The organism is Chitinophaga skermanii (assembly GCF_003259335.1).
GTDB classification, from domain to species: domain Bacteria; phylum Bacteroidota; class Bacteroidia; order Chitinophagales; family Chitinophagaceae; genus Chitinophaga; species Chitinophaga skermanii.
Window position 1 is genome coordinate 641,780 of sequence record NZ_QLLL01000001.1, and the last position, 24,942, is coordinate 666,721.

Sequence of the window (24,942 nt, forward strand, 5' to 3'; positions counted from 1 at the left end):
GCTTGTGCATGTTTTTTATGCATCACCTTTTCAACCAAAAGAACTATGTCTTCTCCTACAACAGCGGCCCGTATCCGCTCCATTGATGTATTAAGAGGTTTAACCATCCTGGTGATGGTATTTGTAAATGAACTGGCAGGCGTAAGCGGCATGCCCCAATGGGCGAAGCACATGCCAGGTTCAGCCGATGGTATGTCGTTCGTGGATGTAGTATTCCCCGCGTTTTTATTCATCGTGGGTATGTCGATTCCCTTTGCTATTAAAAACCGTCTTTCTAAAGGCGATACCATGGGCAAAGTAGTATGGCATATTGTTTTCCGCACATTGGGATTATTAGTGCTGGGTTTGTTTATGGTGAATGCGGAAGGGGGCTATAATGAAGAGAAGATGTTGATCCCTATCCCAGCGTGGAGCTTACTCTTTTATTTGTTCGTCATACTGATTTGGAAAGTGTACTATAGCGAGAACAAGGTATATGTGTATACAATGAAAGGTATTGGTGTTGCGGGATTAATTGCCCTCTATTTCCTATACAAAGGTGGCGAGAATGGCGACGAAGGTATGAAGATTCATTGGTGGGGTATTCTTGGCTTAATCGGTTGGGCTTACTTCTTCGCAGCCATTATTTATTTACTTACAAAAGATAAATTGATTTGGATGTTTACCGCGATAGCAGCTTGTATCGTGTTTTATGTACTCGGTAAAACCCCGGGCCTCGAAGGTTCCTTCTTCAGCGCACATTCCGGTCATGCTATTCATACATCGTTAGTGCTCTGCGGTTTAACGTTATCTACTATCTTCTTCGGCAAACGTTATGGCAAATGGAGCTTCCGTGCGAAATACGAACGCGCATTAGCGTATGGCCTTGCTTTGGCAGTAGCAGCATTCATATTACACTATTTCTATCCTATTTCTAAAATTGGCGCTACACCACCATGGGCATTATATTGCTCGGCGATTTGCACCGTTTTGTATATGATCATCTACTTAATTGTAGATATAAAACAACAATATAAATGGACAGGATTCCTACAACCGGCTGCTAGCAACCCGTTATTAACGTATATCATACCATTTATTATTGGCTCGGCTATTTGGTTATCGGGCGTGGAAGTAATCCCGGCAGCTTGGAAAGTAGGCGCAGCAGGCGTGGTATGGAGTATCGCGTTTTCCTTCTTGGTGCTAGGCATTTCTTACTTGCTTACGAAGTGGAAGCTAAGATTACAGTTATAATAAATTCCCGTTTTGCAGAGGATTATGTAACATCATTGCGGTAATTTCGTTAACTTATGTGGGGAAGAAATTTATTTGTTGCCTATTGTCGACTCATGAATTGTTTCCCCATTTAAGTTTTGGAAGGATTACGAATTGAACCGCTTCTGTAAAATATTTATACTACTACTGTTCGGCTGTTGCTTTTTACTGGCACTTTTTAGTGTGCCCGTAAACCCTGTTTTTGCACAACATCCGGACCGGGATACTGTACCCGTTGAGCAGAAACAGAAAAAACGTTGGTTCAGAAAAGTAAACGATTATGTTGATTCATTGAAAAACCGGCGCTTCCGGGATTCTGTTCTCCGCAAAATCTCCAAAGCCAACGAACCCCCTAAGCCGGAAGATAGCAGTATGTACAAAAGTGAAAAGTACTTCACGGAACATACGGGCAAAGTAATCCGCCGCATTATCTACAGGCAATTGAAAGTATTCGGTCCCGGCAGTATTAACGATACCACTTTTACAACGAATATGAAGCTCATTAAAATGGCGAATAAACTCCATTACAATTCGCATATATGGCTCATTCGTCAAAACCTATTCTTCCGCGAACGCGATACGGTGAACGCATTCGAACTAGCTGAAAACGAAAGGTACTTACGTAGCCGCCCTTTTATACAGGATGCGCGGATATACGTGGTTAATTCTACCGATAATAACGATACCGCCGATGTGCTGGTAATTACCAAGGATGTATTTGAATACGGTGCCGATGTTCGCAAAGTGCAAACTTCTGCCGTAGGGGCATCGGTGTACAATAACAATTTATTTGGTGCAGGGCAGAAGGTGGAAGTGGGTTTCTTGTGGGATAAAGATTATAAGCCGGAATGGAACTCCGAAATCTCCTATACTAAATACAACCTTTGGGGCTCATTTATCGATGCAAGCGTAGGGTATTCCACCCTCAATAATACCACGGCCCTCGATTCGGGCGTGTACGAAGGTTCGTATTATGTACGCGTCAACCGCCCCTTGTACCGTCAAACAGCCTCTTTAGCAGGTGGTTTAACCTTGGCGCATAACTTCTCTATGAATATCCGCAACCGTGCCGATAGCTTGTACCGCGATTACCGCTACAATGTATTCGATGTGTGGACGGGTTATAATTTCCGCCGCCGCCGTGGCGACGATGGTAAAATGGGGAGTAAACCCGATATGGCTATCCTCGGAAGGTATTACCGGGTGAACTTCGACAAGCGACCCAACCAAGAAATCTATAAAAATGATCCTATATATAACGACCGTCACTATTACATCGGCCAGTTTTATATCTTCAAACAAGACTTCTTCAAAGCACATCACTTCTTCGGTTTTGGTAGAACGGAAGATATTCCCTTTGGCTACAACGCCAGCCTAACAGCAGGCTGGGAAAACTGGGTGGGTCGAAGGCGGTTCTATACAGGTGTGGAAATGCAAAAAGATTGGCTAACCAAAATGCAAGGCATTGTTACCCTTAAACTGGGTATGGGCACCTTCTGGCAAGCCGGTGTTTCCGAAGATGCGGTGATACATGGTGAAGTGGATTATTTCAGTCGCCTGTTTAAATTTGGGAAGAAAGGCTACCTCCGCCAGTTTGGACGGATCGATTACCTGGGTAACCCGAATAACTACTTTTACAGGCCCCTTAATATTAACCGTGAAAATGGCTTAACGGGGTATGTGCGTACAACCATCAATGGTTACCAACGATTGAATGTGCAGTCGGAAACCGTGTGGTATAGTCCTTTGCGCGTATACGGTTTCAAATTCAACTTCTTCCTCAGCCTACAAGCCTCGCAGTTAAACTACGAAAAAACGAACTTGCTAAGTAATCCCATTTACAGCGGTTTCGGTGTGGGTGTAAGAATCCGTAACGAGAACTTGTCGATCAATACCTTGCAATTAGCAGCCTATGCTTACCCGAATGCAGCCCCCGGTATGCAGGGTGTTTGGTTCCAATTAACCACCGTAAGTGATTTAAGATTTGATATCTTCGCTTTGAAGATTCCGCAGTTTATTTCATTTAGATAACAGCAATTATACCTAACTATTTTACCTATGATATTACGCTTAATGTGGATAACGATGATCATTTGTACAATTCAATCTTGTCAATACACTACTAAGAACAAACGACTTGTTCAAATAGATTATTATACCCCCCAGTCGAACGATAGTGTATTGGCGGCGTTGGGGATACATGAAGTCACGAGAAAACGAATTCAGTATAACGATAGTGGGACAGTGATGTGGGAAAGAATAGAAAGTATTTCGCAACACAATGATGAAGGTCAACAGGTGTCGATAGAACGCTTCAATTATGTAACAGAAAAGCGTAGGGAATCAAATAAACGCTCATCACGTGAGGTAGTTAAGTTTTACTATACTGTCGGCAACTTGTTATCCAAAGAAGAGGTAGTAAAGTATTATGCTGATGGTACTATTAGTCAATACACCTATTTATACACCTATGACGATCACCATCAAGTGAACCGGTTTGAAAGCCGGAATGGGATTGATACATTTGTTTTTTACACGGCCTATACCTATGAGGATGATGGCCGTGTTATGAAGAAGTATGATAGCACTTACCATAAGCACACACTTTGCAAAGAAGAAGGAGAGAAGCAATATACTGTTGGATTTTCTTATTATGATTACAAGGCTGATACGCTAGTTCGTGACGATAAGTATTTTTATGAAGTGAAAAATGGGCTTCTGCTGAAGCGAACAGGAAGATTGGATTGGTGGAAGGAAAGCACTTTTAAGTATGACGATAAAAGAAGAGTAGTAGAAGAAGCGATTTCTAATTTTGGCCCCAAAGGTGAGGAGTTGCCTCCTGTGGATATTAGATACTTTCAATATAATCAACTAGGTTTATTAGAAGTGGAGAAGTGGACGATGTCTGGGCAAATGAAATATAAGATTGAAGTGATGTACAATTAGCAGGAAGATGGTGTAATTTGTAATAGAATCCATTCCCTCCCTACATGTAAGTTCCAATCGTTCTTATTGATTGTCTTAATTATCCCCTAAAGGGCGAATGACGGTTATTGGATGTTGCATATAGCCTTTCAGGGTGCGATTACAACAAGGTACCGTAGTCGCAAATTACTACCTAGTAGGTGGTAATTGTATTTATGTTGCAAAATGTACACCTTGCAAGGTGTGATTCAGTCATTGTCCCTGCCTTCTGCTTCCCTTACAAGCTATTTTAGCTAGTTTTCATGTGTTTTTCTGTACTTCCCATGCAGTTTCTATGTAGTTCCTATGTAACTTCCATGTAGTTTCCATGTAAATCCATGTAGTTTCATCGTATTCACATCGATAATCACCTTATTGTTCCCTTGTATTTCCCTTATGTTTCCTTTGTTGTGATGTTGATGTTGGGTTGGTTGTATTTAGTACTACCATACACGTAAGTAGATAACAACAAAAAAGCCGCTTGCACTTAAGTGCAAACGGCTCAATATATTGTATATGTGATTATAACATCGTTAGTAACTTATTCCTCACCAAAAGGCAGGCACCTATCATACCAGCTTTCTCCCCAAGTTTCGAAATCTTCAATTGTGTATCGTTATTCACAAGGCTGAGCGAGTATTTGTTAATGGCACTCTTTATAGGAAGGCGAATGTAATCGCCGGTGGTGCTTAAGGTTCCACCAAGGATAACGAGTTCTGGGTTGTAGAGGTTGATAAGCAAGGCGATACCACGACCCAATTGCTCCCCGATTTCAGCGATCAGCTCAATTGCCAATACATCGTCGTTAATAGCGGCTTGGATAATGTCTTCTAATTGTACATCCTCGCTGCGTTTATGCTTACGGGTAAGTACAGTAGATGAACCTTCGTCGAGGGCTTCGCGGAACTTGCGTACAAGGGCTTGGCCAGAAGCTTCTGTTTCTAAGCAACCTTTTTTACCACAATGACAGATTAACTCGTTATTAAAGAAAGGGATATGCCCGAATTCACCGGCAAACCCCGATTTGCCATAATACAACTGCCCATTGATTAATATCCCTAAGCCAATACCATGATCGAGGTTGATAAACAACACGTTCTTCTCTTCATTCACCACGCCATTACTAAACTCGCCGTAGGCCATAGCACGCGAATCATTCTCTAAAAACGTGCGTATCCCAATCCTGCTTTCAATAATTTTGCTTAGCGGTTCCTCATCAAAGTAGAAAAAGCTATAACTATACCCCGTAGCGTAGTTAATACGACCCGATAAGTTTACGCCGCAGCCCAAGATTTTATCTTTCGATACAGGCAGCTCGTCAACGAAACTGAGAATCGTTTTGCACAATTCATCGAGGGAGGCCTTTGTATTCTGCAATTTATAAGGTACCCGTTCGGCCAACTTCACCAAGTTCTTCTTAAAATCCAGCAAGCCAAGGTTTACGTGGTTACGCTTTACTTCTACGCCAATAAAGAAGCCTGAATCTGGTGCCAGCCCGTAAAGGTTCGGCCTTCTACCGCCCGTAGAATCGATTTTCCCATAGTCTTGCACCATACCATCATGAATAAGGTCGTTGAGCAAGTGCGTTACTTTAGGCGCGCTGGAGTTCAGCTCGCGGCTAAGGTCAGCTATGGTAGCATTTCCTGTGTTGGCGAAATAGGCGATTATTTTCTTCTTGAGGCTGAGGTTTTTATAGGCTACCCCGCCAATGTTTTCGAGATTCAATTCTTCGAAAAAAGTATGTTTAGCGCTCATATAGCAGCTTTTGCTTACGTTAGTGGGTACAAATAAACATCAAATTATTATCTTTTTAAAAAAAATTAAAAAAGAATTCTGATTTGTTATAAGTTGTTGAATACAAAATGCTTACCGCTAAATACATCCGCCAAGATTTTACAACTTCTTAAATGCTTTCTAAATGTAGTATGATGGTATGCTTTGGCCGTTCGTCCGGCGGTGGCGCTAAACAGGCCTGCGTTTTAGCATGCGGGCGGTATTACGTTTTCGAGAATAGCGCTCATCACCGTTTTCCGCTGGTGGAAGCTTATCCACATTATATAGAGGGATTAAATAACTTCCGGGCTTTTATGCAGGAAGCCAATTGGTATTAAATTCTTATAAAGCCATTTCATCTTAAATTTATTGGTTAATATTAATCATGTTAAGAAAATATTTTAATAAGTATTTCTTTATTAATAAAATATTTGCTTATTTAGCCTTGCGAGAAATCTAATATTACATTAATGACGCTTAATACGAAGTGTATCATTAAAATATCAACCATCCACATTTGCCAAACCCCAAGGACGGAACTATTCAAAAACAAAACACTACTATTCCATGAAGATGAATGGACGCTTACTCTGCCAACTTCTAATTTGCTGCTTTTTCGCTTCCATGGCGCAAGCACAAACAAGGCGTAACATTTTGTGGTTCGATGCCACGGCTAACTTTAAACGTTTCTCTTACGAAGACTCTATTAAAAACATTCTCGATAAATGCCAACAAGCCGGTGTAACCGACGTGGTAATCGATGTAAAGCCTATTACCGGCGAAGTGCTGTATAAAAGCAAAATCGCTCCACAAATGCTCGATTGGAACGGCGATAAACGTGCTGCAGATTTCGATATGCTACAGGTGTTCATCAACGAAGCTCATAAACGTAACATGGTAGCACATGCTTCTATGAACGTATTCGTTGCAGGTCATAACCATTTCGATCGCGGCGTTGTATACACCAGCCATCCAGAATGGCAATCGCTTAACTATACCGATAGCGGCTTAGTACCTATCTCGAAAATCAAAACCAAATACTCGGCGATGCTCAACCCGGCTAACCCCGAAGTGCGTGCATACGAACTAAGTATCGTAAAAGAAATCGTTGATATGTACCCAACGCTCGACGGTATCATCCTCGATCGCGGTCGTTACGACGGTATTCAAGCCGATTTCTCTCCCTTATCTCAACAACTCTTCGAAAAATACATCGGTAAGAAAGTAGCGAACTTCCCTTCAGATATCTACACTTATAAAGGCAAACAACGCGAACCAGGTGTATTATATAAAGAATGGTTGGAATGGCGCGCTAGCGTTATTTACAAGTTCTTCGCCGATGCACGTAAAGTGGCAAAGAAAGCCAATAAGAAAATCATCTTCGGCGACTATACCGGTGCATGGTATAGCACCTACTACGAAGTAGGTGTTAACTGGGCTAGCAAAAAATACGACCCATCTAAAGACTACAACTGGGCAACTAAAAAATACAAACAATACGGTTACGCAGAATTACTCGACTTATTCACCACCGGCTGTTACTTCTTCGAAGTAGCGAAATCGGAAGTAAATAAAGGCGATGCAAAAGCGGCTCGTACAGAAGCCGGTATGGAAACTGCAAAATCTCCTTTATACACAGTAGAAGGTTCTGCTGAATTAAGCAAAGACTTAGTAAAAGGTGCGGTGCCTGTATATGCTGGTTTATATGTTGACCAATACGCAAAAGATAAGAACCAATTCATTAAAGCCATGAAAATGTGCCGCGCGAAAAGCGATGGCGTAATGGTGTTCGACGTTGTACACATTATCAATAACGGTTGGTGGGATGCACTCACCGAAGGTTTGAAAGGAAATCTATAATCTACAACGTTCTTATTTGCTATTCTCATGTTATGTAAACTACTTCATAAAATGTTGTTAGTATTTACCGTTAGTGCTTCCACGCTAACGGTAAATGCCCAAAAAAAGATCAGCACGCAGGTGTTGATTGTTGGCGGTGGAACCGGTGGAACAGCTGCCGGTATTCAATCTGCTCGCATGGGCGTTCAAACGCTCATCGTAGAACCTACGCCATGGTTAGGCGGTATGCTGTCTTCCGCAGGTGTTTCTGCAATTGACGGTAACCACAACCTGCCTTCTGGCCTGTGGAAAGAGTTTCGCGATCATATCTACAAAGTATACGGTGGTCCTGAAAAAGTATTTACAGGTTGGGTAAGTAACACCCAATTCGAACCCCATGTAGCCGATAGTATTTGGAAGGTGATAGCCGCGAAAGAAGCAAAGCTGGCTATTCGCTATGGGTACGAGTTTGAGCGTGCTACAAAAAAAGGAAACCGTATTACGGGGGCTATTTTTAAAAATGCCAAAGGTGAAACGTTAACTGTAACAGCGAACATAGTAATGGACGCTACCGAACTAGGTGATGTGATGAAAAGTGCCGGTGTGCCATACGATAAAGGTATGGAGGCGGGCAGCATTACCGGTGAAAAAGTGGGTATCGAACAAAGCAATGGCATTATCCAAGATCTTACCTACACTGCTGTGTTAAAGGATTTTGGGAAAGGGGTTGATAAAACTATTCCTTGCCCGGCCGATTACGATCCTTTGGAATTTGATTGCGCTACTACCCAGTTTTGTCATGATACAACTTTGGAAAAACCTCGTGTGGATAACCAATCGATGTTGAATTATGCAAAACTGCCTAACGAAAAATATTTGCTCAACTGGCCTTTGCATGGCAATGATATTTACTTAGATGTAATTGAAATGTCGCATGCAGAACGCGCCGTAGCATTAGAAAAAGCGAAGGCTGTTACTTTGCGATTTGTCTATTTTATTCAACATGAATTAGGATATAAAAACCTCGGTTTAGCGGAAGATGAATTCCCAACGAAAGACTTATTACCCCTTATTCCTTACCACCGCGAAGGTCGCCGTATGCAAGGTGCAGTAAGGTTTACGATGCGCCATATCGATGCACCGTATACGTATGGTACGCCTTTATATAGAACAGGCATAAGCGTGGGCGATTACCCAATCGACCATCACCACAAGAAAAACGCCGAAGCGCCTCAGCACTTAGAGTTTTATCCTGTGCCATCGTTCAACGTGCCTTTAGGGGTGATGATACCAAAACAAGCGAAGAATTTTATCGTAGCAGAAAAAGGAATTTCTGTCTCCAACATCGTAAACGGTACCACGCGTTTACAACCATGCGTGATGCTTACCGGCCAAGCAGCGGGCGTTTTAGCTGCATTAAGTGTACAACAAAATACTACACCTGCTCAAATTTCTGTTCGTGCTGTACAAGGTGCTTTGTTGCAATCCAAAGCGTACATCATGCCTTACTATGATGTAAAGCCTTACAACGATCATTTCCTAGCCATTCAAGAAATAGGCGCCACGGGTATTTTGAAAGGGAAAGGGGTGCCATTTAAATGGGCCAACCAAACTTGGTTTTACCCAGATAGTACGGTTACTGAAAAGGACTTTGCTTTGGGCTTGATGGAGTTTAACAGCAGCTTCAATGCCAATAACTTCAATGCCAATACAGCCCTCACAAAGGCCCGCGCGTATGAAATGATTAACACGTTTGTGAAAAACTATACGTGGAACAAACAAATACCAACCATTCCAACATTTATCAATAAAGAAAAGGACAGTCAACAAACCATCAAAAGAAAAGAGCTGGCCAACTGGCTCAAACAATGGGTTGATCCATTCAAACTACAACAAATCGATATAAACGGAAATTGGATGCATCAATAATTGCTTTATCAACCAAACTTAATTTAAAACTATCCCGCATTATGAAACAAATGCTCACTTGCATGCTGCTTCTTTGCATGTTGCTTCCGTTTCGTTCGATAGCACAGTCGAAAACGATCACGGGCACTGTAGTTGATGCAAACGATGGCGCGCCGTTGGGCTTGCTATCTGTTAAAATTAAAGGTACCACGAAGGGGGCGCTGACCAATACACAAGGGTATTACACCTTGTCGGCGAGTGAAGGAGATATTTTGGTATTTACGTATATCGGCTATTTACCTACAGAGTTAAAAGTAGGGGCCGCTAATACGATGGATGTAAAACTGAAACGCGATGCGAAACAGTTGAAAGAGGTAAACATTAGTACTTCTTATGGTATCCAAAAGGCTGGTCGCTCTTTGGGTTACTCTGCACCCGTTGTGAGCGGTGAAGAAATTGCCGGCTCAAAACGCGAAAACTTCTTAATGGGCTTAGCCGGTCGTGTGCCGGGTGCTACTGTTACTTCTTCATCTGGTGCACCGGGTGCTTCTGTAAACATTGTGTTACGTGGTGCCGTATCAATGTCGGGTAATAACCAGCCATTGATGGTAATCGATGGTTTGCCGATTAGTAACAACACGCCTTCACAAGATAAAATGCTCGGTGCTTCTACTACTGCCGGTACTGTTTTATTAGATAGAACAGCCGATTATGCCAACCGTGGGATTGATATCAACCCCGAAGATATTGCTAGCATCACGATCTTAAAAGGTCCTGAAGCAGTAACCATGTACGGTTCTGAAGGTGCATCGGGTGCAATTGTTATCACTACGAAGAAACCAAAACCTGGTAAAGGCAAGGTATCGTACGATAACTCTTTCCGCTGGGAAACATTGAAACGCTTACCAAGCATTCAAGCTGTATACGGCCCCGGTCGTAACGGTGTAGATGATTATACGCAACGCGTGTTCGGTGGTACAAAGTACACCGATACAACACAGTTGTTCGATAATATCCATAATTTCTTCCAAACAGGTTTCACACAACGACATAACCTATCTGTTAGTGGTGGTACAGAAACTGCTTCTGTATTATTATCTGCCGGTTATATCGACCAATCGGGTGTAATTCCAACTACCCGCTTCCAGAAATCTACTATCCGCTTAGTAGGTAGCGTGAAGTTATCGCCGAAGGCTTACTTCCAAGGTTCTGCTACGTATGTTTCTTCTAATAACATCAAGGCTTCCCGTGGTACAGGTGGTGTATTGTTGAGCTTGCTCACATGGCCGGTGAACGACGATGTAAGAGATTACATGAACGAAGATGGTTCTCGTAGAAAAATTGGTGGTGGTACTGAAAATGATAACCCTTTCTACGATGTATACAAAAACCGTAATACCGATTTGAATGATCGCTTGTTGGGGAACGTTAAACTAGGGATCGATATCTTGCCTTGGTTGAATTTAGAAGGTATCGTAGGCGCCGATGTATACACTACACGCAGCAATATGTTCCGTCACCCAGAATCAAGAACAGGTGTGGCTACAAATGGTTTCATTTCCGACTATAGCGAAACTTCCCGCTTAATTAACTCGGTTGTAAAAGCAACCATCAATAAGCGTTTCGGTAAGTTTAACAACACCTTGGTATTGTCATCTACTTACGACGATAACCGCTTGATGTTAACATCGCAACGTGGTGAGAAATTATCTGTTCCCGATTTCAATAGTATCAACAACGCCGATCCTGCTACCATTGCTGCTAACCGCAACGAACGTAATTTCCGCAAATGGGCGATGTTTGCTAACTACTCATTCGATTACAACCGCTTAATTTATATCTCGGGTACTTACCGTTACGACTATGCATCTAAACTAGCATTACCAAACGTACCGGGTCGTGCGCCTGGCTATAAAGTGCCGGGCTTCGATTTCTGGGGAACGAGCTTGTCGTATGTATTTACGGAGCATGGTTTGTTCAAGCACCAAAATATCTTAAGTGAAGGTCGTTTACGTTTCTCTTACTCATCAGCAGGTAAAGAACCGTACGAGTTCTACATCATGGGTAATAAATATTCGCCCAACTCTTACCAAGGTGGTGGTTACTTGGCTAACTCTACCAGTGGTAACCCGAATATTACACCGGAATATACTTACAACTTGGAGATGGGTACTGAACTCCAATTCTTCAAGAAACGCTTAGGGATCGACTTCGCCTATTACCGCTTACGTAGCGTAAAACAATTGTTGAACGTGCGTACCAGCTATGGTACAGGTGCCGTGTTAATCTTCTTAAATGGTGGTGAAATTAGGAACGAGGGTATGGAAATTCAAGTAAAAGGCGCCATCGTTCAGAAGAAGAATTTCGACTGGAATATGACGGTGAACTTTGATAGGAACGTTGGTCGTATTGTGAAAATGCCGGCCGATGTGCCAGAATTCTCCGATACGCGTACATTCGGTGCCGGCGACGTTCGCCCTATTACCAAACCTAACAGCTTCACCTCTAGCTTAACTACCCGTAAATACGCGCGTAACAAAAATGGCGATATCCTTATCGATGCTACCACCGGTATGCCAATTAAGGAAACCGATTATAGCATTGTAGCCGACCGCGCACCGAAGTTTAAAATGGGTATTGTAAATGATATCCGCTTTGGTTCTTTCGTATTCACCCTGAACACAGATATCCGCTACGGTGGCGATGTGTATAATGGTAACGAAGCATTCTTATACGAAAACATGTTGAGCCGTAAAACACTCGACCGTGAAAACCCGCGCATCATCAAAGGCGTAGTAAAAGACGGTTTCGAAAATACGGATCACCCTACATGGAACAACACCGCTGTTACACCATACTACTATAACAGCTATTACAATATCGGTACCAGCACAGCAGGTTTCTCTGATGAAGACTTCATCGAAAAGAACATCAAATGGATCCGTGTACGCGACGTAACCTTGAGCTACAATGTTCCGCGCAAGTTCTTATCTCGTACGAAATTGATCTCTGGTGCGCGCATCTACGTAACGGTAACCGACCCAATTTTGATTACAAACTATTCCGGTGCCGACCCGATGGCGAACTACAATACGCCTGCAATCGGAGGTTACGGCAGCGTGGGCATCGATTACGGTAGCATTGCTGCGCCGATTGGTTATAACGTTGGTTTATCTGTTAATTTCTAAACCCTCAACACCACATTGTAATGAAAAAATTATTGTTCATATTATTAGCTGGTGCCCTTGTAGGAGCAACTGCTTGTCGTAAAAAAATCGACATCAACACCGATCCAAATGCACCGCAATTGCTTGGTGGAGAAAGCTTATTGCCTTCCATTCTTACACAAATGGCGCGCGGTATGCAATACGATGGTGCCTACCTTGGTAGATACACCCAAAACTGGCAAAACATCAACGCCAACGAAACCTACGATATGCACGGTTGGACTGTTCCCGCCGCGTACGAAGATCCAAGTGGTGAAATTTGGCGTATGACGTATTACGCGATTGGTCGTACCATTGAAGACATTATCGCCGATGCAGAAGCTAAGAAGAAATGGGATTACCTGGGTATTGCAAAAGCTATCCGCGCTTGGTGCTGGCAAACAGCTACCGATTACCATAGCGATATCATCATGAAAGAAGCCTTTAAACCGGGTTTATATACTTTCAAATTCGATACCCAAGAAGAAGTATACAAAGAAGTACGCAGCCTTTGCTACGACGCTTTAACGTACCTTAACCGTGAAGACGGCGCTGTAAGCCAAGCGAAAATGAGCAAGATTGATTTCGTATATGGTGGCGATCGCTCTAAATGGAGGAAATTCGTTTGCGGGATTTTGGCTAGAAACTATCAACACCTTTCTAACAAAAGCACCTACCAAGCCGATTCTGCTATTTACTATGCTAAAAAAGCCATGGCATCTGCAGATGACGATTTCTTGATTTCTTTCTTAGGAACCTCTTCTTCTAACTGTAACTTCTACGGTACCTCTTATACTGCTACTACAAGTTTCTACAACGTTCGTCAAAGCTTGTATATCGTTTCCTTAATGGATGGTACCATTGCAGCCGGTAGCACCGAGCCAGCTAACCGCGACCCTCGTTTGCAAGCTATGTTAGCTATTTCAGCTGATACTGCAGGTACAAACAATGGTGGTTACCGTTCGATCTCTGCCTTACAAGGCGAACCTTTCGTATCGTATACCGATACAATAAAACAAGCCCAAGCACGCCGTCGTGTACCGTACGTGTGGGGTGATAAAGTATATAACTCTTACCCAGCAAATACTCGCCCTGGTCCAGGTGTAGGTAAGTACCTGTTCAGAGATGATGCTTCTTTCCCTATTATGACTTACGCCGAAATGCAATTCATTCTTGCAGAAGCGAACATGAAAATAGGGGATAAAGGAGCTGCTCATACAGCCTATAAAGCAGGTATTAACGGTCATTTCGACTACCTAAAGAAATACTTCGCCAAAACATCTCCTGCTATCAGCGATGCTGCTAAAACAGCTTATATGAACAATGCGAAGGTGGTGAAACAAAATGCGGCCGATTTACGCATGAGCGATATCATGGCACAGAAATACATTGCGTTATGGGGTTGGGGCTTCGTGGAAACTTGGACGGATTTACGTCGCTACCACTATACCGACATGGATGCTGAAACAGGTACCCAAGTATTCAAAGGTTTCGAATTACCGCAACGCTTCTACTTTGCGAATGGTGATAAGCCTGCCTACCGCGTACGCCCACGCTACAATTCCGAGTATATCTGGAACCGTGCAGAATGGGATCGTTTAGGTATGGATATCAACGGCGATTATGCAACGAGAGAAATGTGGTTCAGTCAACCTTAATTCCCATCAACCAAAAACACCAGCGATGAAAAAAATTACATCCTTAGCATATACTTGCTTAGCAGCCGTAGCGATGTTGGCTGCTTGTAAGAAGAATGAATTCCGCAGCGTAGAGTTGCAAAAACCAGGCGATGCCGCCAATGTGAAATTATACTACTACCCACCACAACAACCTAACTGCTATTTGAAGTTGGGCGACGATAAACTGGGTGCTTCATTATTCTATTCCTTGGTTACACCGGCTACAGCTGGTTTATTCGAAAGCATTCCTTCCGGAAAACAAATGTTACGCCTCGTGATTCCGCATACCGGCACGAATGTAGATTCACTTCAAATCGGTAGCTATACTACTAACATGGAAGGCCGTAAGTTCTACTCTATGTTTGTATACGATACCGCGAAGAACTTCTTAGTGGTGGAAGACGACTTTTCACATGCGAAAAAAGGCTACGGCAAATTCCGCTTAGCCAATATCCAGATGAACGTCGGGCCCATCGACATTCGTTTGAGTAACAACGATTCTTTGTTGATCTCGAACGTAGATTACGGGACTGTTTCTCCATTCATCGAAATGCCGGTGGATGTGTATAATATCAAATTATTCAAAGGCGGTACAAAAACGCTGCTCACAGAGATCAAGAATTTTTCCCCCCTCGATAATAAATTCTATACGATCGTGGCGCGTGGTTGGGTTGGTCAACCAACAGCTAGCGGAGGACCTTTGTATACGACCATTAATAATTTGTAATGCAGTAAAAACTTGTACCGGTGCTGTACGCAGCAGTGCCGGTACAAAACTTTCAACATGAATAGGAATAATAGTTTAGACGCTTTACGTGGATTCGCCATTTTGGCCATGGTATTATCGGGCAGCATAGCATTTGGTCCTGTATTACCGGCATGGATGTTCCACGCGCAAGTACCGCCTCCCTACCACGTATACGATCCATTATTGCCGGGTATCACCTGGGTGGATTTAGTATTCCCCTTCTTTCTTTTTTCTATGGGCGCAGCCTTCCCACTGGCTTTGCACAAGAAATTGCAACAAGAACCCATCCATAAAACATTATTATACATTGGGCAACGGTACGTGTTGCTCGTATTCTTTGCCATCTTCACCATGCATGCAAGAGCATGGGTAATGAGTGGCCAACCTACAACTGTCGATCACCTTATCTCGATAGGCTGCTTCGTGTTGTTGTTCTTCATGTTCGTGAAGTTCGACAAAATGAATCCCCAGCTTGCCCTTACCCTTAAATTACTCGCCTTTGCGCTAGGCGTATTTTTCCTATGGCAATACCCATTCGCAAAAGGCTTCAGCATCACCCGCAGTGATGTAATTATTATTGTACTGGCCAACATGGCATTATTTGGTGCCTTAATTTGGATGCTTACTCAGAAAAACCCATGGTTGCGCATAGGTATATTGCCTTTCGTGATGGCCATCTTCCTCGCATCAAAAGAAAAAGGCAGCATCAACCAAGCGATTTTCGACTTTACACCGGCCGCTTGGGCGTACAAATTCTATTATCTCAAGTATCTCTTCATCATCATCCCCGGCACTATAGCGGGCGATTGGATGTTGCAGCGTATGAAAAGCACCCCTGCCGAAGAAACACAGCCAAGCAAAGGATTTTATGCTACGGTTGCTTTATTAGGAATTGGATTGAACGTGTTGAATACCGTGTGTTTGTTTGGTCGATTCTTGGTGTTTAATTTAATCGCAACGATTGTATTATTAGCGATCCTGCATTGGTTCTTGAAAAAATCCAATGCCGCTGCCTACTATAAAAACCTTGTAGCAGCCGGTACCTACTTGCTGTTATTGGGCTTATTTTTCGACGCCTTTGAAGGTGGTATCAAAAAAGATCCTTCAACCTACAGTTACTACTTCGTTACCGGCGGCCTAGCTTTCTTTGCTTTGCTGGCATTTGATGCAATAGGTGCCATTAGTACAAAAGGGTTTGTACACTATTTAGCCTTAAATGGTAAGAACCCAATGGTGGCTTATACAGCCGGGAACTTGGTATTAATACCGCTGATGAAAGCAACGGACATATTCACCTATTTCACGGCCATTGGTAGCAATGCTGTAGGCGGATTCTTACAAGGCGTTTTGTTCACAGGCGTGGTCAGCGCCATCACCGTATTCTTCGTATTGAAAAAGTGGTACTGGAAAACTTAATCAATCAAAACATACAATCAACCTATCATACATGCCATTAAGTTATATTGATATTTCGATTATCCTCGCCTACGTTGTAGGTATGATCTTCCTTGGGTTTTACATTTCCCGTAAAGCCAGCAAGGATTTACAATCTTATTTCCTCGGCGGTAACACCATGAAATGGTATTACCTCGGTTTGAGTAATGCTTCCGGCATGTTCGATATCTCGGGTACGATGTGGACGGTAAGTATTCTCTTTATTTACGGTTTAAAAAGTGCTTGGATTCCTTGGCTATGGCCCGTGTGGAACCAAGTATTTGTATTCGTGTACCTCGCCATTTGGATGCGCCGCTCTAATACCATGACGGGCGCCCAATGGATTACCTTCCGCTTTGGCGACGGTAAAGGTGCCCGTTTATCGCATATCATCATTGTTACATTCGCCGTGGTAAGTGTAATTGGATTTATTGCTTATTTCTTTGAAGGTATCGGCAAGTTTAGTACTTCAATTTTACCTTGGGATTTAAGTATGCAAATCGGTGCCTTCCATTTATCATCTGAACGTGTATATGCATTGATTTTATGTGTGCTCACCACTTTATACACCATCAAAGGTGGTATGTACAGCGTGGTAGCCACAGAAGTGTTACAGTTTTTTATTATGACTATCTGCGCGTTAGTCATTGGTTACATAGCATATACAAACATCACAGCAGAGCAAGTAAGTGCGGCGGTGCCGGCCGGTTGGAAAGACATGTGGTTTGGTTGGCACCTGGATTTAGATTGGAGCGCTACGAGCATGCCTACGGTGAACGAGAAAATTGCGAGTGATGGATTTGGTATGTTTGGCTTATTGTTTATGATGATGTTGTTCAAAGGCATCTTCGCTTCGTTAGCAGGCCCGGTGCCTAGCTACGATATGCAACGTATCTTATCTACCCGTACGCCATCTGATGCAGCTAAAATGAGCGTAAGCACTATTTTAGTGATGTACATGCCGCGTTACCTCATGGTGGCTGCCTTCGCTGTACTAGGCTTAGTATACTTAGCACCGGAATTAAACGCCATGGGCGGGCAAATTGATTTCGAAAAAGTGTTACCATTAACCATTGCGAAGTTTGTGCCGGTTGGGTTACAGGGTTTATTGCTCGCCGGTTTATTAGCCTCTTTCATGGGTACATTCTCGGCCTTTGTAAATGCGGCACCTGCTTACATTGTGAACGACATCTATAAAAAATACATCAATCCTAATGCCTCCGATAAAAAGTACTTACGCTTGAGCGTAATAGCCTCTTGTGCATTGGTGTTTGTAGGGATTGTATTTGGCTTTAATGCCGCTTCCTTAACGAAGATCACTTTGTGGATTACTTCTGCCTTGTATGGTGGTTATGCCGCGGCTAACGTGTTGAAATGGATTTGGTGGCGTTTCTCTGGAAATGGCTATTTCTATGGTATGTTATTCGGCTTAATTGCTTCTACGGTGAAGTTGGTGTTCTTCCCGGAATTCGTCGACATTTTCGTGTTCCCTTACATCTTAGGCTTCTCTTTCCTTGGCTGTATTATTGGTACTTATATGCAACCGCTCGAAAATCGTGAGGCGGTGAAGGCTTTCTATAAACAAACGCGTCCTTGGGGTTTCTGGGGACCTATTAAGCGTGAAGTTTTAGCCGAAGATCCAAACTTCAAACCTAACAACGATTTCGGTAGAGATATGGTGAATGTGTTTGTCGGAATTGTTTGGCAAATGGCGCAAGTGGTCATCCCAATCTACTTCATGATCCGTGAGAATATGCAATTGCTCAGCTGGTCGATTGTATTCTTCGCTTGTACTTGGATATTGAAAAAGAATTGGTGGAATAGGTTGAAGTACCAAGACGAGCCCACTCCTTCCACCGTAAACGTAACGACAAATCAAGCTGTATGTGCAGAAGAAAAATAACCCAACTAGCTATCACCCTAAGCCTTGTTGCTGGCAGCTTAACAAGCCAAGCGCAAAAGATCGATAGCTCGTACAATAATTCACACTACCAACAACGCCTCGCCTTCTTCAAAGCAATGCCCAACCAAAAGAACGAGATCGTATTCTTGGGCAATAGCATTACCGAAGCAGGCGAATGGCAAGAATTACTAGCGGGGAAACCCGTTGTAAATCGTGGTATCAGTGGCGATGTTACATACGGTATCATTGCACGGCTCGACGAAGTAGTGTCCTCCAAACCAAAGAAAGTATTTGTATTGTGCGGGGTGAATGATCTGAAAAGAAACACCCCGGTAGAAGTTATCGCGGAAAACTATAAACGCATTATTCACATCATTCAAACTACGTCGCCCCGCACGCAAATTTACATGCAAAGCGTATTGCCCGTGGTAGAATCGATGCTAGGCAAAAACTACGAACACGTGCGGAATGAGAAAATTGTAGCATTGAACAAGCTGCTACAATCCATCACGCAGGAATACAAAGTAACGTACGTGAACCTCCATGAAGTGTTCACCGATGAAAGCGGCAGTTTGATCAAAGAGCTATCAACCGATGGCTTGCATTTAAGGATGGTGGCATATATCCGTTGGGTGGATTATTTAAAAAGTAAAAAGTATTTATGAGAATAACAGGCACATTTATCGATGAAATTAGCCACGATATCCCGCACCAGAACTGGGGCAGGGCAGAGTGGGATGCCGATTTCGCGCATATGAAAGCTGTGGGTATCGACACCGTAATTATGATCCGCAGCGGCTACAGGCGCTTTATAACCTATCCTTCCCTATATCTCCAGCAACAATTGGGGTGCTATGCTCCGCCGGTTGACTTGGTCTCGCTTTTCCTTGAACTAGCTGATAAGTATGATATGCAATTTTATTTCGGTTTGTATGATAGCGGGCGCTATTGGGATACCGGCGACATGCAAGCAGAGATAGATGTGAATAGGTATGTGATCGATGAAGTGTGGAAAAAATACGGTCACCACAAAAGCTTTAAAGGCTGGTACTTAAGTATGGAAATAAGCCGTAAAACCAAAGGCGCCATTCATGCATTTAAAACGCTGGGTCTTCAATGTAAAGAAGTATCAAACGGTTTGCCCACTTTTATCTCGCCTTGGATTGATGGCAAAAAAGCAGTAATGGCTGCTTCTGCAACTTTGTCGAAAGAAGATGTTGTTTCTATTCAAGAACATGAAAAAGAATGGAGCGAAATATTCGCCGGTGTACAAGGTGCGGTAGATGCTGTTGCCTTCCAAGACGGGCACATCGATTACCACGAGTTACCCGAGTTCTTTGCCGTCAACAAAAAGATGGCCGACCAATTTGGAATGCAATGCTGGACCAATGCCGAATCGTTCGACCGTGATATGCCGATTAAATTCTTGCCTATTAAGTTCGAAAAATTGCGCTTAAAGCTAGAAGCTGCTAGGGCAGCGGGGTACGATAAAGCCATCACATTTGAATTCTCGCATTTTATGAGCCCGCAATCTGCTTACTTACAAGCAGGCCATTTATACAACCGTTACCGTGAATATTTACAAACCCTATAGCAAAAGACAATCCTAGTACAATGTTTGAAATGAAATCGTTTGCACAACAATACCAACGCGAACTTTTAGATAATGTCATCCCGTTTTGGTTACAACATTCTAAAGACACAGAGCATGGCGGATTTTTCACTTGCTTAGATCGTTATGGAAATGTATTTGATACTGATAAATTTATTTGGTTACAAGGAAGACAAGTGTGGATGTTTTCCATGTTATACAATAATGTAGAAAAAAAGCAAGAATGGCTCGACATGGCCTTACATGGTGCCGATTTCTTGGAGAAATATGGTCGTGATGAAGAAGGATCGTTTTACTTTTCTTTAGATCAAACAGGTAAGCCACTTATTCAACCGTACAATATTTTCTCGGATTGTTTTGCTGCAATGGCGTTTGGTGCATTGTATAAAGCCGTGCCGAATCCCCGTTACGCAGAAATTGCCAAGCAAACGTTTGCAAACATCGTTCGCCGCCAAAACAATCCAAAAGGCAAATACAGCAAAGCATACCCGGGTACCCGCGAGTTGAAAAACTTCGCTCTACCCATGATTTTATGTAACCTTTCCCTAGAGCTAGAACACATCCTTGGTAGCGATACCGTGAACGAATTTATCCCGGGTGTACTCCACGAAGTAATGGATGTTTTCTACCACGAAGAAACGGGCCTCATCCTAGAAAACGTATTCCTCGACGGTAGCTTCAGCGATAGCTTCGAAGGTAGATTACTCAACCCCGGCCACGCGATTGAAGCGATGTGGTTCATTATGGATCTCGCCGAACGCTTGAATGATCCTGCCCTCGCACAAAAAGCCAACGACATAGCCCTCCGTACGCTCGAATATGGCTGGGATAAAGAGCATGGCGGTATTTTCTATTTCCTCGATATCAAAGGAGCGCCAACACAACAGTTAGAATGGGATCAGAAGTTATGGTGGGTGCACCTCGAAACACTCGTTTGCCTAGCAAAAGGTTATCAAAAAACAGGTGATGAACGCAATGCCGAGTGGTTCAAGATAGTACATGAGTATACTTGGAATCACTTTAAAGACAAAGAATACAACGAGTGGTTTGGGTACCTCGATCGCCGGGGCGACGTATTACTGAACCTGAAAGGTGGTAAATGGAAAGGTTGTTTCCACGTGCCACGCGGTTTGTACCAAGTGTGGAAAACATTGGAAAAACCGGTATTCGCTTCCAAAGAAGAAAGATTGTCAATATAAAACCAAACAAGCAAGCAAAGCAGCAGCCCGGTGGCCACACCGGGTTTTTTTATAAATAATACCCGCAAGATTGTATCTTGTATCGCACGTCATGAGCCTTTTATGAAAGGTAAAAACAGGATAGAAACTATGAAGAAGCTCACATTTGTTGGATTATTAGGTTTGTTGTTATTACAACTACCTGCTATGGCGCAAGAGAAAACGCGCTTTAACTATGCAATTAAAGATACCGATACCTTATACATGGATCACTACAAGCCGGTAGGTAAAAGCAACGGTATTTCCGTGATGTTTATCCATGGTGGTGCATTTGAAGGTGGACATCCAGATAATCAAAAGCCGATGGCCGATGGTTTATGCAAATTAGGATACCGCGTATTTGTAATCTCGTACCGCTTGTATTTGAAAGGGGTAGGCTTCGGTTGTAATACTACCACACCCGAGAAATTGAAAGCCGTTCGCTTGGCCGTAGAAGATGCTGCCGATGCTACAAAATACTTATATGCAAATGCCCGCGAATTGGGTATAGATACCACCAAGCTCGTTCTTGCCGGTAGCAGTGCCGGTGCTGAAACTGCGCTGCAACTCCTTTTCAACCCGTACGAAAAGAAAGATAAGGCACGCTACGAATTCTTCGGTCGCCAGAAGTTTGCTGCCAGCATGATCTTCGCCGGGGCCGTTCTCGATATGAATACCGTGAAAGAAGACAAATGGACGCCCATGTTGCTGATGCACGGTACCAAAGATCAATTAGTGCCATACGGTACAGCTGCCCACCGCTTTTGTACAGCAAACGATGCCGGTTGGTTAATGATGTTCGGTGCGAAAACGATCTACGAAAAAGCACAAGAAATGAACAAGCCTTGTATCTTGTATACCTACGAAGGAAAAGGTCATGAAATCAGTGGTAAAATGTTCAGCGAATTCGCGAAGATGGATGAATTTATGAAATCGGCAGTAGCAGGCACCATGAACGGGCAACAATCCGTTGTAATTCCAGCGCAATAATCCTGTTAATATACATTGTATGAAAAAATCTCCTCCACGTTATTTACAGGCGCTTGCTGTAGCCCTGTTTTCATTATGTATCAGTACAGCAAAAGGTAACATTCGCTTGCCCGCGATTATTAATAACGACATGGTCTTACAGCGTGAAACAACAGTTACACTCTGGGGATGGGCAAACCCGAATGAGAAAATCAAGATCACCACTTCTTGGAATAACCGCGTAGATTCCGTTACCACAACAGGCGACGCTACATGGCAAATTCAAATTCCTACACCGAAGGCCGGTGGCCCATATACCATTACCCTCCAAGGCTGGAACACTATTACGCTCAACAACGTATTAATCGGCGAAGTATGGGTATGTAGCGGTCAATCTAACATGGAATGGTCGGGCAACCAAGTGTGGGACAACGTGGTGAAAGCCGGTGGTAATTTGAATAATCCCAACATTCGATTTTTCCATACACCGAAAACAACTGCCCAAACCGTGCAAGATAATTCGCCGGGTAACTGGACCGTATGCAACGAACAAACCATTAGGTGGTTCAGCGCTGTGGGGTATTTCTTCGGAAAGCGATTGAATGAAGAACTAAATGTACCCATTGGCTTAATAAACGCCAGCTGGGGTGGCACTCCCGCAGAAGTGTGGACGCCTGCTAACATTGTCAACAACAATCCATCATTACTTGAAGCATCCAAGAAAATAGCACCCGCACAATGGTGGCCTAATACACCGGGTATTGCTTACAACGCGATGATTGCACCTATCACCAAGTTCAATATAGCCGGTACCATTTGGTACCAAGGCGAAAGCAATAAAGCCAACGCCGATGCTTATACGAACTTGTTCACTAGTATGATCAAAGCATGGCGCGACGATTGGAAGAAAGTATTTCCATTTTACTTCGTACAAATCGCTCCATATAATAGTGGTGATAAAGACCAAACCGGGGCGCTCGTTCGCGAAGCACAAGCCAACACCGAAAAGCTGGAAAACACGGGCATGGTAGTCGTAACAGATTTAGTAGATAATATCAACGATATCCACCCCTAAAAACAAGCTCGATGTTGGTCTCCGCTTAGCCAACATGGCGTTGGATAAAACATACAAAGTACAAGGCTTGCAACCGTACTACCCAACATACGAAAGCATGGAAGTACAAAAAAGCAATGTTATCATCACCTTCAAGCATGCCGAAAACGGCCTTGAACAAAAGGGTACAGCACCATCAACGGTGTATATAGCCGGTGCCGATCAAAAATTCCTTCCTGCAACCATTAAATTGCAAGGTAATAAATTGATCGCCACTAATAAGGCTATTAAAGAACCTGTAGCCGTACGCTTCGGGTTTAGCAATGCCGCAGTTGGTAACCTGTTTGGTAAGAATGGCTTGCCGGTGGCACCGTTCAGAACTGATAATTGGGATGTGTTAACAGTAGCGCCTGCACAGTAAACCGTCTTTTGTAATAAGCATAGGAACCCCGGGCATGCCTGCATGCCCGGGGTTTTTTTATGTAGAGGTAACATCTTTACAATCCTAAATAATTGGAATCCCGTTATTTAGAAGGATAGGACAACTAACCATGATTTTACGATTGTTTAACAATCGACCCAACAATTAGAATGGTCAAGTGTCGAGAATCTTTTATAATTTCGCGCTGGTTTTCAATGGATAGAGGACAACCTGTGATCAATGCCTAAGAATGATACTTCACAGTAGTTATATCCCCATCTTTTATGTGCCGGCTAAGTTTTAGATTAAGATGGACAACCTACAATCATATAGTGATGAGTCGCTTTGGCAGCTGGTTTCTTCTGGGAACGAGTATGCTTTTGCCCTTTTATTCGATCGCTATTGGGAGTTGATGTTGAAAGAAGCCATGATCAAAACAGGCAGTGAACAAGATGCCATGGATTGTACCCAGGAACTCTTTATCAAATTGTGGAACCACCGCGCGCAACTCACCATCCAATCGTCGTTTAGAGCCTATATTTTTACCGCCTTGAAGCACCGGGTAATAAGTCATTTCCGGGCAGCTTATACGGCTAAAATGGTATTGGTAGAAGAATATAACGATCCATTAGAAGAGCATACCGATTTAATGGACGAGGTGCAAGCAAAAGAAGTAGCAACGCTCGTTGCTACAGAAGTAGAGAAAATGCCAAGCAAAATGCAACGCATTTACCGGATGAGCCGCGAGCAAGGTATGAATATACATGCCATCGCTACCGCGCTCGATATTTCGGAACAAACGGTGAAGAATCAATTAACAACCGCCTTGAAGCGCCTGCGTATTGCCGTTGTGCAGTATTATGGTAATATGGTGCCGCTGTTACTGGTTTCACCTATACTATACAGCCAAGTCGTATTTTTAACATAATATTTTTTTCACATTTCTAGTACTGCGAAGTAT

General features: G+C 43.1%; 18 protein-coding genes. 17 read left to right on the top strand and 1 reads right to left on the bottom strand.

All coding sequences use genetic code 11. The features are described from left to right. The first annotated feature begins 45 nt into the window (after window positions 1–45). The 3 genes from LX64_RS02670 to LX64_RS02680 all read left to right on the top strand — a co-directional run bounded on the left by LX64_RS02670 (window position 46) and on the right by LX64_RS02680 (window position 4,200). Window positions 46–1,233, top strand: a complete 1,188-nt coding sequence (locus LX64_RS02670; protein ID WP_158538507.1) for a DUF5009 domain-containing protein — start codon at window positions 46–48, stop codon at window positions 1,231–1,233. A gap of 204 nt (window positions 1,234–1,437) precedes the next feature. Beyond that, a complete protein-coding gene (locus tag LX64_RS02675) occupies window positions 1,438–3,285 on the top strand; it encodes a BamA/TamA family outer membrane protein (RefSeq protein ID WP_111596051.1) in 1,848 nt (615 codons plus the stop codon). Window positions 3,286–3,312: 27 nt separating this feature from the next. Then, a complete protein-coding gene (locus LX64_RS02680) occupies window positions 3,313–4,200 on the top strand; it encodes a hypothetical protein (RefSeq protein ID WP_148707166.1) in 888 nt (295 codons plus the stop codon). Between the two features lie 540 nt (window positions 4,201–4,740). On the opposite strand, the gene LX64_RS02685 is transcribed toward LX64_RS02680, so the two are convergent. Continuing rightward, window positions 4,741–5,973 (bottom strand): ROK family protein, encoded by a 1,233-nt coding sequence (locus LX64_RS02685; protein ID WP_111596053.1) that lies wholly within the window; start codon window positions 5,971–5,973, stop codon window positions 4,741–4,743. A 585-nt stretch (window positions 5,974–6,558) separates the two neighbouring features. Between LX64_RS02685 and LX64_RS02690 the strand changes: the two genes are divergently transcribed. From LX64_RS02690 to LX64_RS02750, 14 genes are all read left to right on the top strand, one after another. Beyond that, window positions 6,559–7,851, top strand: a complete 1,293-nt coding sequence (locus LX64_RS02690) for an alpha amylase family protein (RefSeq protein WP_211324714.1) — start codon at window positions 6,559–6,561, stop codon at window positions 7,849–7,851. Window positions 7,852–7,902: 51 nt separating this feature from the next. Further along, the gene (locus tag LX64_RS02695) at window positions 7,903–9,759 is read left to right on the top strand and encodes an FAD-dependent oxidoreductase (RefSeq protein ID WP_158538508.1); all 1,857 of its coding nucleotides are present in this window, start codon (window positions 7,903–7,905) and stop codon (window positions 9,757–9,759) included. A 41-nt stretch (window positions 9,760–9,800) separates the two neighbouring features. Beyond that, entirely contained in the window at window positions 9,801–12,926 is a 3,126-nt protein-coding gene (locus LX64_RS02700) for a SusC/RagA family TonB-linked outer membrane protein (RefSeq protein ID WP_111596055.1), read from the top strand. A gap of 20 nt (window positions 12,927–12,946) precedes the next feature. Continuing rightward, entirely contained in the window at window positions 12,947–14,602 is a 1,656-nt protein-coding gene (locus LX64_RS02705) for a SusD/RagB family nutrient-binding outer membrane lipoprotein (protein WP_111596056.1), read from the top strand. Between the two features lie 25 nt (window positions 14,603–14,627). Then, a complete protein-coding gene (locus LX64_RS02710) occupies window positions 14,628–15,350 on the top strand; it encodes a DUF4397 domain-containing protein (RefSeq protein WP_111596057.1) in 723 nt (240 codons plus the stop codon). Window positions 15,351–15,407: 57 nt separating this feature from the next. Further along, on the top strand, window positions 15,408–16,787 hold the full coding sequence (locus LX64_RS02715; protein WP_111596058.1) for a DUF5009 domain-containing protein: 1,380 nt from the start codon (window positions 15,408–15,410) through the stop codon (window positions 16,785–16,787). Window positions 16,788–16,818: 31 nt separating this feature from the next. Next, a complete protein-coding gene (locus LX64_RS02720; protein WP_111596059.1) occupies window positions 16,819–18,708 on the top strand; it encodes a sodium:solute symporter family protein in 1,890 nt (629 codons plus the stop codon). Then, entirely contained in the window at window positions 18,690–19,373 is a 684-nt protein-coding gene (locus tag LX64_RS02725; protein ID WP_111596060.1) for a GDSL-type esterase/lipase family protein, read from the top strand. Before LX64_RS02720 ends, LX64_RS02725 begins: the two co-directional genes overlap by 19 nt. After that, window positions 19,370–20,302: a DUF4434 domain-containing protein gene (locus tag LX64_RS02730; protein WP_111596061.1), complete on the top strand. Its 933-nt coding sequence runs from the start codon at window positions 19,370–19,372 to the stop codon at window positions 20,300–20,302. Before LX64_RS02725 ends, LX64_RS02730 begins: the two co-directional genes overlap by 4 nt. A 20-nt stretch (window positions 20,303–20,322) precedes the next feature. Continuing rightward, a complete protein-coding gene (locus tag LX64_RS02735) occupies window positions 20,323–21,519 on the top strand; it encodes an AGE family epimerase/isomerase (RefSeq protein WP_211324715.1) in 1,197 nt (398 codons plus the stop codon). 129 nt (window positions 21,520–21,648) lie between these two features. After that, on the top strand, window positions 21,649–22,527 hold the full coding sequence (locus tag LX64_RS02740) for an alpha/beta hydrolase (RefSeq protein ID WP_158538509.1): 879 nt from the start codon (window positions 21,649–21,651) through the stop codon (window positions 22,525–22,527). A gap of 19 nt (window positions 22,528–22,546) precedes the next feature. Then, window positions 22,547–23,581: a sialate O-acetylesterase gene (locus tag LX64_RS02745; protein ID WP_245952520.1), complete on the top strand. Its 1,035-nt coding sequence runs from the start codon at window positions 22,547–22,549 to the stop codon at window positions 23,579–23,581. A 97-nt stretch (window positions 23,582–23,678) separates the two neighbouring features. Further along, window positions 23,679–23,981 carry a hypothetical protein gene (locus LX64_RS26255; RefSeq protein ID WP_245952521.1) on the top strand — a complete coding sequence of 101 codons (303 nt, stop codon included), beginning with the start codon at window positions 23,679–23,681 and terminating at the stop codon, window positions 23,979–23,981. Window positions 23,982–24,291: 310 nt separating this feature from the next. Beyond that, the gene (locus tag LX64_RS02750; protein WP_111596063.1) at window positions 24,292–24,909 is read left to right on the top strand and encodes an RNA polymerase sigma factor; all 618 of its coding nucleotides are present in this window, start codon (window positions 24,292–24,294) and stop codon (window positions 24,907–24,909) included. The last annotated feature ends 33 nt before the right edge of the window (window positions 24,910–24,942 follow it).

Excerpts from the sequence above, each read along its gene's own strand:
- LX64_RS02740 (WP_158538509.1), top strand. The coding sequence starts at position 21,649 with ATGAAGAAGCTCACATTTGTTGGATTATTAGGTTTGTTGTTATTACAA.
- LX64_RS02725 (WP_111596060.1), top strand. The coding sequence starts at position 18,690 with ATGTGCAGAAGAAAAATAACCCAACTAGCTATCACCCTAAGCCTTGTT.
- LX64_RS02695 (WP_158538508.1), top strand. The coding sequence starts at position 7,903 with ATGTTGTTAGTATTTACCGTTAGTGCTTCCACGCTAACGGTAAATGCC.
- LX64_RS02710 (WP_111596057.1), top strand. The coding sequence starts at position 14,628 with ATGAAAAAAATTACATCCTTAGCATATACTTGCTTAGCAGCCGTAGCG.
- LX64_RS02700 (WP_111596055.1), top strand. The coding sequence starts at position 9,801 with ATGAAACAAATGCTCACTTGCATGCTGCTTCTTTGCATGTTGCTTCCG.
- LX64_RS02735 (WP_211324715.1), top strand. The coding sequence starts at position 20,323 with ATGTTTGAAATGAAATCGTTTGCACAACAATACCAACGCGAACTTTTA.
- LX64_RS02720 (WP_111596059.1), top strand. The coding sequence starts at position 16,819 with ATGCCATTAAGTTATATTGATATTTCGATTATCCTCGCCTACGTTGTA.
- LX64_RS02715 (WP_111596058.1), top strand. The coding sequence starts at position 15,408 with ATGAATAGGAATAATAGTTTAGACGCTTTACGTGGATTCGCCATTTTG.
- LX64_RS02745 (WP_245952520.1), top strand. The coding sequence starts at position 22,547 with ATGAAAAAATCTCCTCCACGTTATTTACAGGCGCTTGCTGTAGCCCTG.
- LX64_RS02750 (WP_111596063.1), top strand. The coding sequence starts at position 24,292 with ATGGACAACCTACAATCATATAGTGATGAGTCGCTTTGGCAGCTGGTT.
- LX64_RS26255 (WP_245952521.1), top strand. The coding sequence starts at position 23,679 with ATGGAAGTACAAAAAAGCAATGTTATCATCACCTTCAAGCATGCCGAA.
- LX64_RS02705 (WP_111596056.1), top strand. The coding sequence starts at position 12,947 with ATGAAAAAATTATTGTTCATATTATTAGCTGGTGCCCTTGTAGGAGCA.
- LX64_RS02670 (WP_158538507.1), top strand. The coding sequence starts at position 46 with ATGTCTTCTCCTACAACAGCGGCCCGTATCCGCTCCATTGATGTATTA.
- LX64_RS02685 (WP_111596053.1), bottom strand. The coding sequence starts at position 5,973 with ATGAGCGCTAAACATACTTTTTTCGAAGAATTGAATCTCGAAAACATT.
- LX64_RS02730 (WP_111596061.1), top strand. The coding sequence starts at position 19,370 with ATGAGAATAACAGGCACATTTATCGATGAAATTAGCCACGATATCCCG.
- LX64_RS02680 (WP_148707166.1), top strand. The coding sequence starts at position 3,313 with ATGATATTACGCTTAATGTGGATAACGATGATCATTTGTACAATTCAA.
- LX64_RS02690 (WP_211324714.1), top strand. The coding sequence starts at position 6,559 with ATGAAGATGAATGGACGCTTACTCTGCCAACTTCTAATTTGCTGCTTT.